General features: G+C 58.3%; 12 protein-coding genes. 2 read left to right on the top strand and 10 right to left on the bottom strand.

Features of this window, described 5'->3' with window-relative positions; all coding sequences use genetic code 11:
* Positions 1-103 precede the first annotated feature (103 nt).
* Entirely contained in the window at positions 104-1,345 is a 1,242-nt protein-coding gene (locus AC2FGC_RS09915) for an MFS transporter (protein WP_109313825.1), read from the top strand.
* Here the strand turns inward: AC2FGC_RS09915 and hslV are convergent.
* Positions 1,342-1,893, bottom strand: a complete 552-nt coding sequence (gene hslV, locus AC2FGC_RS09910; protein WP_496726294.1) for an ATP-dependent protease subunit HslV — start codon at positions 1,891-1,893, stop codon at positions 1,342-1,344. The genes AC2FGC_RS09915 and hslV overlap by 4 nt on opposite strands.
* Before the next feature lie 197 nt (positions 1,894-2,090).
* Between hslV and AC2FGC_RS09905 the strand changes: the two genes are divergently transcribed.
* Positions 2,091-2,285, top strand: a complete 195-nt coding sequence (locus AC2FGC_RS09905) for a DUF1127 domain-containing protein (RefSeq protein ID WP_109313874.1) — start codon at positions 2,091-2,093, stop codon at positions 2,283-2,285.
* A 61-nt stretch (positions 2,286-2,346) separates the two neighbouring features.
* On the opposite strand, the gene AC2FGC_RS09900 is transcribed toward AC2FGC_RS09905, so the two are convergent.
* The 9 genes from AC2FGC_RS09900 to AC2FGC_RS09860 all read right to left on the bottom strand — a co-directional run bounded on the left by AC2FGC_RS09900 (position 2,347) and on the right by AC2FGC_RS09860 (position 13,511).
* Positions 2,347-2,709 (bottom strand): Lin0512 family protein, encoded by a 363-nt coding sequence (locus AC2FGC_RS09900; RefSeq protein ID WP_496726295.1) that lies wholly within the window; start codon positions 2,707-2,709, stop codon positions 2,347-2,349.
* The gene (locus AC2FGC_RS09895; protein WP_496726296.1) at positions 2,706-3,056 is read right to left on the bottom strand and encodes a Lin0512 family protein; all 351 of its coding nucleotides are present in this window, start codon (positions 3,054-3,056) and stop codon (positions 2,706-2,708) included. The genes AC2FGC_RS09900 and AC2FGC_RS09895 overlap by 4 nt, the downstream gene beginning before the upstream one ends.
* 91 nt (positions 3,057-3,147) lie before the next feature.
* The gene (gene trxA / locus AC2FGC_RS09890; protein ID WP_058275159.1) at positions 3,148-3,468 is read right to left on the bottom strand and encodes a thioredoxin; all 321 of its coding nucleotides are present in this window, start codon (positions 3,466-3,468) and stop codon (positions 3,148-3,150) included.
* Positions 3,469-3,527: 59 nt separating this feature from the next.
* Entirely contained in the window at positions 3,528-6,887 is a 3,360-nt protein-coding gene (gene addA / locus AC2FGC_RS09885; protein ID WP_496726297.1) for a double-strand break repair helicase AddA, read from the bottom strand.
* Positions 6,884-9,811: a double-strand break repair protein AddB gene (gene addB / locus AC2FGC_RS09880; protein WP_496782214.1), complete on the bottom strand. Its 2,928-nt coding sequence runs from the start codon at positions 9,809-9,811 to the stop codon at positions 6,884-6,886. The genes addA and addB overlap by 4 nt, the downstream gene beginning before the upstream one ends.
* Positions 9,804-10,490, bottom strand: a complete 687-nt coding sequence (locus AC2FGC_RS09875; protein WP_496782212.1) for a nucleotidyltransferase family protein — start codon at positions 10,488-10,490, stop codon at positions 9,804-9,806. The genes addB and AC2FGC_RS09875 overlap by 8 nt, the downstream gene beginning before the upstream one ends.
* Positions 10,487-11,491 (bottom strand): aminoglycoside phosphotransferase family protein, encoded by a 1,005-nt coding sequence (locus AC2FGC_RS09870; RefSeq protein ID WP_496782210.1) that lies wholly within the window; start codon positions 11,489-11,491, stop codon positions 10,487-10,489. Before AC2FGC_RS09870 ends, AC2FGC_RS09875 begins: the two co-directional genes overlap by 4 nt.
* The gene (gene tsaE / locus AC2FGC_RS09865; RefSeq protein ID WP_496782208.1) at positions 11,488-11,961 is read right to left on the bottom strand and encodes a tRNA (adenosine(37)-N6)-threonylcarbamoyltransferase complex ATPase subunit type 1 TsaE; all 474 of its coding nucleotides are present in this window, start codon (positions 11,959-11,961) and stop codon (positions 11,488-11,490) included. Before tsaE ends, AC2FGC_RS09870 begins: the two co-directional genes overlap by 4 nt.
* A 41-nt stretch (positions 11,962-12,002) precedes the next feature.
* Positions 12,003-13,511, bottom strand: coding sequence for a PAS-domain containing protein (locus tag AC2FGC_RS09860; RefSeq protein ID WP_496726303.1), 1,509 nt, complete (start codon positions 13,509-13,511; stop codon positions 12,003-12,005).
* Positions 13,512-13,546 lie beyond the last annotated feature (35 nt).

Raw genomic sequence — 13,546 nt, 5'->3', positions numbered from 1 at the left:
TTGCGCCCGGAGGCCGGTAATTTCCGGCCTCTGACAAGGCGTTAGGTGCCATTGCGCCTGTCTGCTACACTTACCTCAAAGGACCAGTTCCGAGGTGTGTATCATGACGAAGATTGCCAAGATTACGTTATTGTTCGTGGTATTCGTGGATCTGATCGGACAAGGGCTGGTCTTTCCCATCATCAACTCTCTGATCATGGAAACAAAATCCGGGTTCTTGCCGGAAAGCACTTCTATGGGTCAGCGCCATTTCTACTATGGGCTGGTGATCGGGTGTTTCTTTCTGTCCTGGTTTTTGGGTGTGGTCTATGTCTCAAAGGTCTCGGACTCCATCGGGCGCAAGAATGCTTTGTTGGTGTGTTTAGGTGGGGCGCTGGCCGGTTATGCAATCACCATCACGGCACTTTACCTCAACAGTTTGCTTCTGCTGATCGTTGGTCGGTCGATCACCGGCTTTACGGCGGGTAATCAGCCCATTGCGCAAGCGGCGATGATCGACGGCAGTACCGATGCCGCCGACCGTGACCGCAATATGGGGTATATCATCACCGGCGTAAGCTTTGGTCTGGTCGGCGGCCCGATTATCGGAGCTGTTCTGTCCGACGCAGCGATACTGGGTAGCTATGCCACGCTCAAGATGCCATTCTACGGCGCGTTTGTTCTGGTGATGATCGCCATCTTCCTGGTGAGCGTTTACTTCAAGGACACCCGAACCGAGCGGGCTGCGTTTGTCTTTCGCCCGCGCGATATCACCGACAGCCTGATCGCGGTGCGTGAACACCCGTTGGTTCTGAAAATCCTGCCCGTCTATGCGCTGTTCATGATTGCCAATGTCACGTTCTATGTATTCGTCGATAATTTCCTGACCAGCGCATGGGGCTACGGTGTGATCGGTGGCAGTATGGCAATGGTGGTCATCGGCTTTGCTTTGGCGTTTTCCAGCACATTCCTTGTGAAACCAGCGCAAGAGAGGTTCAGCAAACACTCCATCATCCACACCTCATTGGTGGTGATGGTGATCTGCGGTTTTGGCTTCGCCTTCAGCCCCAGCGGCGTCCTGAGCTATGTTCCGGTCTTCTTCTTCTATTTCTTCTTTGGCGTCGCCTACCCGACCCTGCTGGGTCTGTTTTCGTCCAGCGTTGGCGAAGCGGATCAGGGTTGGGTCATGGGCGTCACGACAGCAGTCTTCTGCCTTGCTGGTGGTGTCATGTCCCTGGTCGGCGGTGGATTGATGAGCATCGACATCCGCCTGCCCTATTACATCGTCATAGCAACCGCCCTGCTTGGGCTGGTCGGCATGTACCGGCGCTGGAAGGGGAAAGAAATCTCGGCGCTGTTGGCCTAGATCGCCTCAACCGTCAGATTGCCATTGGTATAGACGCAGATGTCCGCGGCAATCGCCATGGCTTCGCGTGCGACCTCTTCGGCGGGTTTATCGCCGCCCATCATTGCCCGCGCAGCGGCCAGGGCAAAGTTTCCACCCGATCCGATGGCGGCCACGTTGTGTTCGGGTTCCAGCACATCCCCCGCCCCGGTGATAACCAACAGGTCTTTGCCGTCGGTGACGATCAGCATTGCCTCAAGCTTTTGCAGGTACTTGTCGGTGCGCCAGTCCTTGGCCAGCTCGACCGAGGCACGGGCCAGTTGACCGGGTGTCGCTTCCAGTTTCGCCTCAAGCCGTTCCAGCAGCGTAAAAGCGTCAGCGGTCGATCCGGCAAACCCGGCGACAACTTCGAACCCACCCGGCGACAGACGACGCACTTTACGCGCGGTCCCCTTGATCACGGTCTGGCCCAGGCTGACCTGTCCGTCCCCGGCAATAACGACTTGCCCGCCTTTTTTGACACCAATGATCGTGGTCCCGTGCCATCCGGGAAAATCGCTGTCCGCCATGAAAGCCTCCGTATTCTCAGTCGCTATATATGGGCCGGGCGCGGGATCGGCGCAACCCGTTGCACAACTGCCCAAAAGATATGCACAAAACGCAAACCGGGGTTACCAGACCAGCAATTGTGAGTCCTCGCGCTTGGGACTACATGAGGCTCACAACCGACAACGGGTCGGCTGTTTCAGATATAAGGACTGGGAACATGGCAACAACTGCAAACATCCATGCCCCACTCGGAGCAGCTACCATCCTGCACGTAGTGGATGCATTCATCAATGTCTTCGAATCCGCTGTTGAGTGGAACGAAAGCCGCAAGACACGCAAGATCCTGTCGGGTCTGACCAACGCACAGCTGGAAGACATCGGTCTGGTGCGTGCGGACATCGCAAAAATCTGATCCTGCAATCAGAACCAGAATTTGAAGCAGCCGCCCGGGTATCCGAGCGGCTTTTTCTTTGTCAGCTTTGCACGTATTTACCAGCCTGATCCGGCAAATACGCCTCGATCGCGGCAGTGGCGATGACATGGCGCGTGCCAGCGGCGTCATCCACAACATCCAACCCACCCTTGACGGCCCGCACTTCGGCGCGGCCCCTTGGCAGATCGGCGGCGACCTTGTCACAGTCAACCTCATCAGGTTGTTGAACGGCGATGGTCACCCGAACCCGCATCTCCGTGTGATCGATTCCAAGCTTGGAAAACAGCGTGATCGACGAATGATGCAGCGCGTCCTGCACGGCGCGACAGGCGGCTTTGGTGTAATCCTGACCGTACAGATCGTTGCCGGTGCCCATTTCCAGAATAATACGCTTCTCGGTCATTGGGCGGGCTCCATATCGAACGAGACGATGACCGCCGCGTTGGCGATCACAGTGCGGCCATCGGTATGGGGCTTATCGATATCCAGACCACCCTGCGTTACTGTGATGTTAGGCTGGCCGTACGGAAAGATCGCCTTCAGCATATCGGTATCGACCTTGTCGGGCTGCTGCACACCCACGTCGGCGTCGATGATCATCGCCTCTTTCGGAAACCCGAACAGCTCGGCCATGTTCACCGAGTTATGCCACAGCGCATCCTTGATCGCCCGCAGGGCAGCCTCGGTATAATCCTCGCGCCTTAGGGATGTTCCCATCCCGAATTCCACCAGAACCCGTGTTTTCGCCATTTGCTTTCCCTGTATTGATGGCCCAATTGAGCCAGTCACAAAGAAGGGCGCCCGAATTCGGACGCCCTTGTTCAATACCGATCACATCGGATCAGATGGATTCGTCGATCCAGCTTTGCAGTGCGGCTTTGGGGGCCGCACCGGCGCGGTTCGACACAACCTGACCGTCCTTGAAGATGAACAGAGCAGGAATGCCACGCACACCCATGGCGGCAGCGGCGTTCGGGTTGCTGTCCACGTCTACCTTGGCAATTTTGATTTTGCCGCCGTATTCGTTGGCCAGTTCTTCCAGAGCGGGGCCGATTTGTTTACAGGGGCCACACCATTCGGCCCAGAAATCCACCACAACGGGGACATCAGAGTTTTTGACTTCGGCGTCAAAGGTATCGTCGGTAACGGCAACGGTCGACATATTCTGTCTCCTGAATGGGGTATCTCGGGAACAGAACGTAGGGGCCGGGCAATCCAAGGTCAAGATATCTGGGTGCGCGACAGGGCGTGCGTCACAAGATCGTGTGGCAGCCACATCAGATCTGCTTTTCTGGTCCATAGGATCGCGGTGCGGATTTCGTGGTTCGGATAGACCTGCGACAAGGCGTTGGCATACGCCCCCATCTGTCGCAAAAGCCCCTCAGGGCATGTCTCTGCACTGTTGGGAACCGTTGCATTTGTTTTGAAATCAATGACCTGAACCTCGGTATCCGTGACGATCAATCGGTCGATCACCCCGTGCATGCGGCGTCCGTTCAGGTCGGCTGTCACGGGCACCTCAGCCAAGGCGCCGGCGGCAAAGACAGGCCGAAGATGCGCCGCAGTCAAAACGTCGCATGCCTCATCCATCAGCTCTTGCCGTTCCGCGTCCTGCATATCGGGCAGAACCCGCGCGCAAAGCTGCGGCCAGTCTTCCCGCGTGACCGAAGGCAAGTGTTCCAGCAGCAGGTGCAATCGTGTGCCGCGCAACTTTGCCACTTCTTCGTCGTGACCTGCATCGCCGGGCAAAGCCTTGGCGCCGCCCAGATCTGAAGGGCTGAGCGTTTCCGCTTCGGGCTCTGGTGGTGTGGCGGGAGACAGGAACGGGGCTGGCAGGTCCGTCACGGCAGTTGAGGTCTTTGCGGATTCAATAATCGGCGATGCGTTCCAATCACCATGTGACAATCGCAGGGTTTCTGAGCCGGGCAGTGCCACCGCCCCTGCCCGTTCCATCGCGGCTTGAACCATCTGATACCAGCTGGTCCCATCCTTACCGACATCGCCGGCAGCCGCCACGATTAACCACTTTTCAGCTCGTGTTAGAGCCACATAAAGCAAGCGAAGCCGCTCATTTTCTTCCCGCGCTCGGGCTTCGTCGCGCGCACGCGCAACCAACGCCGGGGACGCGTCAGCCGGAACTTTCCAAAGCGGTGTTCCTTCGGCCACCATGATCTCGGCATCGCGCGGAGCTTGCCGTTTACCCGTATCCGGCAGGATCACAATCGGCGCCTCCAACCCCTTGGAGCCATGTACGGTCATCACTCGGATCATGTTGCCCACACCGCTCATCTGCCGTTTGATTTCCAGATCGTCGGTCTGCATCCACACCAGAAATCCGGTCAGGCTGGGGATATCTGTGCGTTCATAGGTCAGCGCCTGCGACAGCAACGCGTTGATCCCGTCTTCAGCCTCGGCGCCCAGCCTGCCCAGCAGTTTACGACGGCCATCATGGCGGGTCAGGATGCGTTCGATCAGGTCGTAGGGGCGCAGAAAGTCGATCTGCCCGCGCAGGTCGTTCAGAACGGCCAGTGTTTCAGGGTACTCTTCGGCGCGTTGACGCAGAGCCGCCCAAAGGAACTGTTCTTTGCGCCGATGTGCCAAGTCGAACAACTGTTGTTCGCCCCACCCGAACAGAGGCGATTTCAAAACCGTGGCAAGCGACAAACTATCCTCGGGCGTGGCCAGAAAGCTTAACAGCGCGGCCAGGTCTTTGACCGCCAATTCCGCGCCGACCTTAAGCCGGTCTGCCCCGGCGATCGGCAGTTCAGCGGCCTTGCAGGCGCGGATGATCTCGGCAAACAGGTCCGAACGGCGTTGAACGAGGATCAGAAAATCCCCCGGCTGAACTTTACGCCGCACAAACGCGCCGGGCGTTTCGCCATCCTCAGGGATTGTCTCACCCTGTTCGATCATTGCCTTTATCGACTGCGCCACCTTTTCGGCCAGAATGACGGTGTGATGCCGTGCGCCGGGCCGATCTACCGGATCGGTCCAGTCGGTATCGTCATCGTCTTCGACCTTTTCGACCACGGGCCACAGATCCACCCGGCCGGGCAGATCCGCCTTGAACGCGCGGTGTTGGCTTTCCTTATGAAACCCGGCCTCAACGCGGTTTTCGAACAGGATGTCGACCAAGGACAAGATCGCACTGGAGGATCGGAATGAGTATTCTAACGTGGAATCCCACAGTTTAGAGCCTGATTCCAAGAGTTTTCGCCCAAACTCGGCCTGCATCAGATCGAATGCCTGTGGATCAGCGCCCTGAAATGAATAGATTGACTGCTTCTTGTCACCGACCACAAAAATTGTGCGCTCAACCCCGGACCGGGCCCCTTCCCCGCTGGTAAATTCCTGCGCCAGTTTTTCGACCACGTCCCACTGGTCCGGGCTGGTATCCTGCGCCTCGTCCACCAGAATGTGGTCGATGCCGCCATCCAGTCGGTACAACACCCATTCGGCAACTGCGGGATCATTCAGCACCCGCCGCGCGCGTAGGATCAAGTCGTCAAAGTCCAACCACCCGCGCAGTTGCTTGCGCCGCTCATATTCCGGCAAAAACGCCGCAGCGAAGCGGTGCAGCACCATTGTCTTGCGCGCGGCAACCAGGGCCAGCCGTTGCTCACGCGCTGCCTCGACCCGCAGCATCAACGCTTCGAGTTGGGGCATCTGGTCCACCAGCACGTCTTCTCGCAGAGTTTTGGTGGGGAAACTGTTGATTTTGGCCGTAAAGGGTTCTTTGGCGGATTTTCCGGTCAGAAATACACTTTCCAGAATTGGCAAGCTGCTGACCCGAGCCTCGGAAAATGCTGCCAGCTTGTCGGCCGCCTTGGCGTTGTTGCCGCCGCTTTCGGAAAGCGCCGGCAGGATCGACCGGATCAATTCCACTTCGCCACCCAGAAACACACGTCCTTTCAAAGCGTCTTCATCGAATCCGTCGGCCAGTTCAAACCGCTGCAGCACATCGGCCCATTCCAGCGGCTGCGCAAACAGGTTGCGTTTCTGGGTGATGGCCGCGGTGAGTTTGTCGAACCCTGTATCGGTGACAAACCGGGCGACGTCTTCGATCAGATTCGCCTGCGGACCTGCGGCAAAATCCTCGACAACCTCTTCACGCAATAGGGCCGCCGCACGGTCCTCCATCTCGGAAAATTGCGGGCTGACCCCGGCCTCAAGAGGGAAGCGCCGCAGCAGTGAAGCGCAAAACGAGTGGATCGTCTGGATCTTCAAGCCACCAGGCGTTTCAATAGCGCGCGCAAACAAGGTTCTGGCCTGTGCCAGCCGTTCCGAGTCGATCTCGCCGGGTACGCCCAGATCGGTCAGTTGGGACATCAGACCGGCATCATCCTTCATTGCCCATTGTCCGAGGCGATCAAACAACCGGTTTTGCATCTCGCTGGCGGCAGCCTTGGTGTATGTCAGACAAAGGATATGCTGTGGCTGCACGCCGCCCAACAACAGACGCGCCACCCGATCAGTCAGAACCCGCGTTTTCCCCGAACCTGCATTGGCTGCCAACCAGGTCGAGGCGTCGGGCCGCGCGGCCTGTACCTGCCGCTCGGTTGCGTCGTTGCGGGCGCTCATGTCAGGTCCTCGGGCGTAGTGTCATCAGTGCGGTCCCATTCCCCGAACCGGGCCAGTTGATCGTAGTCACCCACATCCGAATCCTTGTGCAACATCCGACGGGAAGAAAACCCCTGATCAGGCTCTAAATAGGCAGAAACCAACTCTTTGAGCTCGGCCAGTACCTTGTCTGGCGGCTCTTTCGCTAGCGGTGCGGGTACTTCTTTGTAGGTGCCGCCCATACCGATGAAAACCGCCTCGGCCACGGGTGAAGGGTCGAACCCGTCGATACCGCCTTCTTCAGCCATAGCGGCTTCGATCAGCAACTGTTTGTCGAACTTGGATTGCTGGCTTTCCGTAGGGGGCGTTCCTGTCTTGTAGTCAACTATCCGTAATGCACCGCGCTTGTTGCGATCTATCCTGTCGGCGCGCCCCACGATGGTGAAATCCAGGGGCGACAGCACAAGTTTCACCGCCGCCTCGAAGGCGACTGGCCCCCCGTCCCCTCGCCGCGCGATTTCAGCGGCCAGAAAATCATCCGCGATGCGTTCCAACCGCGCAAGCCACAATTTACGCGCTGTGGGCCACGCAACATGTTGATCCAACAAGGTTTCCGCACGTTTTAAAAAGTTTTCGCGGGTCAACAAGGCGGTGTCCAGAACACTGTCTTTGATGAAATGTTCCAGAATTTCGTGGATCACGATCCCGCGCAACAAGGCATCCGGCGCTTGCACCAAAGGGTCCAGCGGTTTCAGGCGCAGCACATGTTTGGCGTAAATCGCATAAGGATCGCGGATCAGCCGTTTGATTTCCGTCACGCTCAACCGGTTTGGGCGCGATGCCACCGGCGGCCGCGGAGACGGGCGCGTTGCCGGTTCGATATGCGGCGCGATTTCAAGCTGTTCCGCCCATTGCAACCATTGCCGGCCTTTGTTGCGCATTTCTGACAATGCCTCAGGCCCGCCCTGCCCCGGCAAGCCGTGCAGCAAGTTCGTCAGGCGGTTCAGCCAGCGCGATGGAACGGTTTCTGCGTCATCGGACCGCTTGGCACGGGTCAGCCAGACCTCGGGCGCGCCGATGGCTTGTTGAAAGTCATGTGCCGACAAGCCGATCCGCCGTTCGGGCAGCAAAAGTCCGGCCTTGTCGCGCATCTGGCGGTTCAGCCAGGGGTCTGGCGCGGCGGCCTCGGGCCAGCTGCCTTCATTTAGGCCGCCCAAGATAAGCAAATCTGCCCCTTGCACGCGCGCCTCAAGCGTGCCCCAGATCATGATGTGTGGATGCGGGGCGTCGCGATCCCGGACCTCTTCGCCCGCGAGCAAAGCACCCAACAGGTCGGCGAAATCATGGGCGGTCATCGGGCCGCCGTGTTGTGCCTCTTTTTCCAGTGCGCTTAGGACGCCTTGCGCCTTTTGGCCTGCGTTCTTGTCCCAGAGCGTGCCTGTTTCCCCTGACGCGCCCGCCGAAATCGCCTCGGCCAAGATGCGCAGTCTGGCAACCCAATCCGTCAATGGGAGTTGGCCCGCGATCTGTTGATCGCAGAAATGGGAGTTTAGCCAACGTACCCAGTCCTCGGGAACTTCTTTGCGGATTGCAAAAGCGGTCAGGCTAGCGCTGTCCGGGAAAGGCGGGCCATGTCGGCGCAAATCTAGTTCAAGGTCCCGCGTGTGCAGCAAATGCGCGCCGCGCTCGTCACCATCATGACACAGCGGGTGTTTCAGAAGGGTCAACAATGCCTCGCCATCCAGACGCCGTGCGAAAAGCCCCGCCACGTGACGCAGAAACCGGCCGGGCGGCGATAGTTGCAGCGGTAGACCAGCGCTGTCATCGGGAAGGATGTTCCAGCGATCTAAAGCAGCGCTGACTTGGCGGGTCAGCATCCTGTCAGGTGTGATTAGCGCGGCAGTTTGGCCGGTTTCGGCTGCCTGGCGAAGGCGCAGTGCGATGGCCAGGGCCTCGGATCTGGGCGATTGCGCCTCGACCAGTGTCACGTCCTTTGTGGCGCCATCCAGATCGGTCAGTTGCGGGCCTTCGGACATCCATGCATCAGTGATTGGCGCCGGGCGTAAAGCCAGCGAAACCAAGCGGTTGCGAGCAGGCGAGGGTGGTTGATCACCCGTCCAAGGCATGATTTGATCTGGCTCCAAACCAAGCCGTGACATCAGCTTGCGGAACCGGTACTGCGGGTGATCTTCCGATGTCAGCGCATCGTCCAGTCCTTGCCAAACGCGGTCGGGCTGATCGAAATCGTAACCCGGCAGGATCAACGCGCCTTGCGGCAGGCGCGCGACCGCCTCCATTAGCATCAGAGTGGTTCCGCGAGACCCGGTTGACCCGGCAAGGATAACCGGATGCTGCGGCGGAGCGACTTGCCAACGTTCTATCAGGTTTTCCACCACAAGCCGCTGCCGGGCCTGAACATCCAGCGCATCTGGGCCTGAGTCTATGATTTGATCGGCAATTCCGATGAACTTTTGCGCCCTTTCCCAATGCCCGGACATGTCACTGACATCCAAATTCCGGATCGCGTCGGGCGAAACACCTTCGCCCTGCATCTCATCAATCAACGCGGCTAGGCTGTCGGACAAGTCAAAAAGTGAAGACCGTGCAGCCAGATCAGGCTGTTGTTCCAACAGCTTAGCGATCAACTGCGTCAACTCTAACCTGCGCCGCAGCGGTGGAATCGCCGGAGGTATCTGCGCAAGATCGACGCTTTCCCCCAGATCGGTAACCAGTGAAAGACGCGGCAAAAGGCACGCCGGGCCTTGGTCAAACAGGTCGCGGACGCGCCGGGCCATACGCCTTGTATTGACGACCAGTTGAACGCGCGCCAGCATCTCGGGCGGATGCGCTGCACTGCGATCTTGCAGCCCCTGAACCAGCATTTTTGGGAAGTCCGAACCGGGCGGAACGGCAAAAACGCGCGGAGCTGGGCTGGGTTCAAACATCGGCAATCAACCCCTCGGCTAGTGCAATCCCTTCGGGGTGGCCGACATCGCACCAGCGGCCGGGATAGGTGAGCGCAAACAGACGATCCTGCCGCTGCAACCGGTCCCATAGCACGTTAAGTGAGAACGCTTTCTCAGGGATATCCATCAACCCTTCGGATTTCATGATCTGCGCACCGCCATAGATCAAACTGCCGCCGCGCACGATCCGTCCGTTCTCATCTGCTGTGAAATCGCCTTTGCCCGTGTGCCCGACAGTCTGATCCACCGGTACGCACATCAACAGCGCGTCCATGTGATCGGGGTTCCACGCCTCGCGGAGCATCGTCAAAGGGTTCGGTCCTGACCAGATCGCGTCTGGGTTCAGGGTGTAAACCGGGTGCGAACCAAGCAGGGGCAAAGCGGCGCGTATTCCGCCGCCAGTCTCAAGAATCTCCGGCGTTTCATGGGAAAGCTGAACACCTTTTGGGACCAGGTGAGCCTCAAGCTGATCTGGCAGATAATGCAGGTTGGCCACGATACGCTTGGGTTGCAGGTCATTCACCAGATCCAACGCGTGGTCTATCAAGGGTCGACCGGCGACCTCGATCAGCGGTTTGGGTCGATTTTGGGTCAAGGCGCCCATACGGGTGCCAAACCCGGCTGCAAACAGCATGACGGCTTCGGGGTCTTGGGTCATTTCTGTCGGAGCCTGTCCAGATTTTCAGGGGTGGGTGCAGGCAGGGCGTCGCGCAGCAGGTCTGCGACCGCAACCAGTGCGGGGTGTTCTAGATCCCGCATCACATGCGCCCAGGTTGACGGGATCAGATCGATATAGCTGGGCTTGCCGTACTCGGTTGCCAGCCGGGCAAAGACGCCCAGAATGCGCAGGTTTCGCTGTGCGCCCAGAACAGCGTAGGCGGTGCGAAAGTCATGATCATTCACCCCGGTCGCGGCGATATATCGGTTCACCATTTGCATCTCGGTTCCGAGTGACACATCGCGACGCACGTCTTGCAACAACGATACTAGATCATAGGCCGGATGGCCCAGCATAGCGGTTTGAAAGTCCAACAGACCGGCGCGCTGAACCCCGTCGCGATCAGGCAACCAGATCAGGTTTTCGGCGTGGTAATCGCGCAGCACAACAACTTTGGACCCCGAAGTGTCCTGGTGCAGAATGTCCGAGAACCGATTTTCGAAACGGTTACGCGCGTCGGCGTCGTGCGTGCCCTGCACGGCCTGCGCGTATTTGGTAAAGGACAACGCGGCCAGTTCGGTCATCAAACTCGGATCATAGGATCGCAAAGACAGGCTTGGCGCGTTGTACAGGTCGATCAGAACATCCGTTGCAGCCTCGTAAAGCGCACGCTCCATGCTGGGGGTCTGGGCAAGCACGCGCGCGAAGAGGTCATCTCCAAGGTCTTCGAGCAGAAGAAAGCCGTAATGCGTGTCCTCGGCATAAATCTCGGGCGCGCTCAGACCAAGGGACCGCAGGTAATCGGCCATGCGGGCAAAATCTTCGACACTTTCTGCCTTGCCCGGGGGTGAATCCATCAACACGGCCGTTTTGCCGGTTTCCGGATCGGTCAGCCGCTCGTACCGCCGGTTCGATGCATCCCCGGCCAGCGGCGCGTGCTTTGCATTTGACCATTTGGTCTGCGCGATCAACGCTTCGGCCAATACCGCGCGGTTTGTCATGCGGGAATCCTTAGTTTCACGGGCCATTTCGGGGCTGACCAGGAAAGGGTCAGATGGCGTGCTTCTGTCATGTTAGGGTCTGTTTCGAAGGATATCTTCGCCGCAGACTCTGGCGTCAGCGGGCCCAATTTATCCGGCCATTCAATCAGACAGATTGCGGTTTCGAAAGCCTCGGTCACGCCCAGTTCTTCGACCTCCTCAACCGCGCTCAGGCGGTACAGGTCACAGTGCCAGATTTCCCCGGCCGGCGTGTCATAAGCCTGAACCAAGGTGAAAGTCGGCGAAGGCACATCTTCGGGCTCGATCATCAGCGATTGGATCAAGCTGCGGGCAAAATGGGTCTTTCCGCTGCCGATCTCGCCCTCAAGCAACAAGATGTCTCCAGATCTCAATTCTGCACCGAGGCGGGCAGCGAATTCTGCTGTTTCCTCGGGCGAATTCAAAGTGATCGTGCAGGGCGAATTGGTCATGGCGCCACAATGGCCTTGCGCCCGGTTGGCTGCAACCCGGTTCAGGCGCTGATTTGCTGCGCCTCTTGCCGCATCAGCGCATCCCGATCCACCGAGAAACGAACAATGGTGGCCCCGTTCTGCATCGGGCTGACCGTGCACAACACTTGAATACCGTTTCGCAGATAGATCACGCCTGACCATTCCGCGCGATTTTCCCGCGCCTCCACAAAATCGCGAATTTCGCCAAGGATCGGCGTTGCAGTGCAATTCTCCTGCCAGCTTTTGGTCACTTCAAGGACGGAGTCCGCGTCAAAGCCTGTGTCGCCTGTATCACCCCAAAGCTGTTGGTAGGCGAAATTGGTGAAAGCCAGTGTACCATCGTCACTGAAGACCGCGATGGCGTCGGCCAGTTTGTCCAGAATGGATTGCATCAAATCCATTTCTGACCGGAATCGACGGGTCAGAGTGATCTCGGCAGTGATGTCCTCGAACAGAAAAGCAACCGCTCCGTCCGGGTGCGGGCGTCCACTGACCGAGTAAACCGAGCCCGAGGGCAGGGACCAAGTTTCTTGATAGTTCCCGTCTTCTGCCGCTTCGAGAAGGTCATTCATCTGACTGCGCCAGCTTCTATAATTCTTGGGTTCCGGCATCATATGCTGATCCCGCAGGCGATCGAAAAAGCTGGACAGGCTGGGGCGGCAGCTTAGGAAATCCGGGGGCAGGGTGGTCAGGTCGATCAGGGCCGGGTTGAACAACGCCAGCTGACGGTTACGGTCAAAAATAGCTAGCCCGATGGACAGTTGCGCAAAGGTCTTGGTCATGGTCTGAACGAATTTGCGCTGCGCCATCTCCGCCTCGACGATTGCGTTAATGTCCACGGCATAAGACAAGTGCCCTTCAGGGTGATCTACCGACGTTAGATCGAACCACAGCTTGTTTTCACTGAACTCGGAGGAGATTGAGACCCGCGCCTTTGCGCTTAGCCGTTGGTCGGCATCGGGGACTGGAAACAATGGTGCGGTCAGGTCCGTGTCCTGATCCCGCACTTTGCGCACCAGCGAAACATAAGCGGCATTGCACCAGTGCACATCGCCCTGATGATCCAACAGCCAGACAGGGTAGGGTGCCTTTTCCATGGCAAGGCGGATTGGATCATTTGATGCGTTTTGAGGCATCGACAGACATTCAGTCCGGTCGCGTAATTGAACGCGTACGATGCCGTCTATCCATTCGCACAGAACATCGCGTTCAACTGTGCAATCGATGGCTGGGATGACCAAATTGCCTTCACGCCGGACCCGGTCAGGTGACTCGGGGAATGTCGGAAAGTCCCTGTGCAGCAGTCGGCACAGATCGGCCCAGTTGCGGACCTGCTCGAACCCCTCCAAAGCGATGTCTGAATGACTGATAAGCCGGTCGCCATCAAACAGGAAGGCAGCATCAAACAAAGAGGCAGGTGAGGACAGGCCAAAATTGTCACCCCGTTCCCGCCTGCGCGGTAACAGCCACTGCACGGCAAGACTTGCGGAAACAAGGCCGATGATGGCCAGAATGATCCAGTCGACCATGCGCCCTCCGGTGCGCGAAACCAAGAAACCGTACT

The sequence above is a fragment of the Ruegeria sp. CDSC054 genome (assembly GCF_059610645.1).
This window is presented reverse-complemented; position numbering and strand designations above follow the sequence as displayed.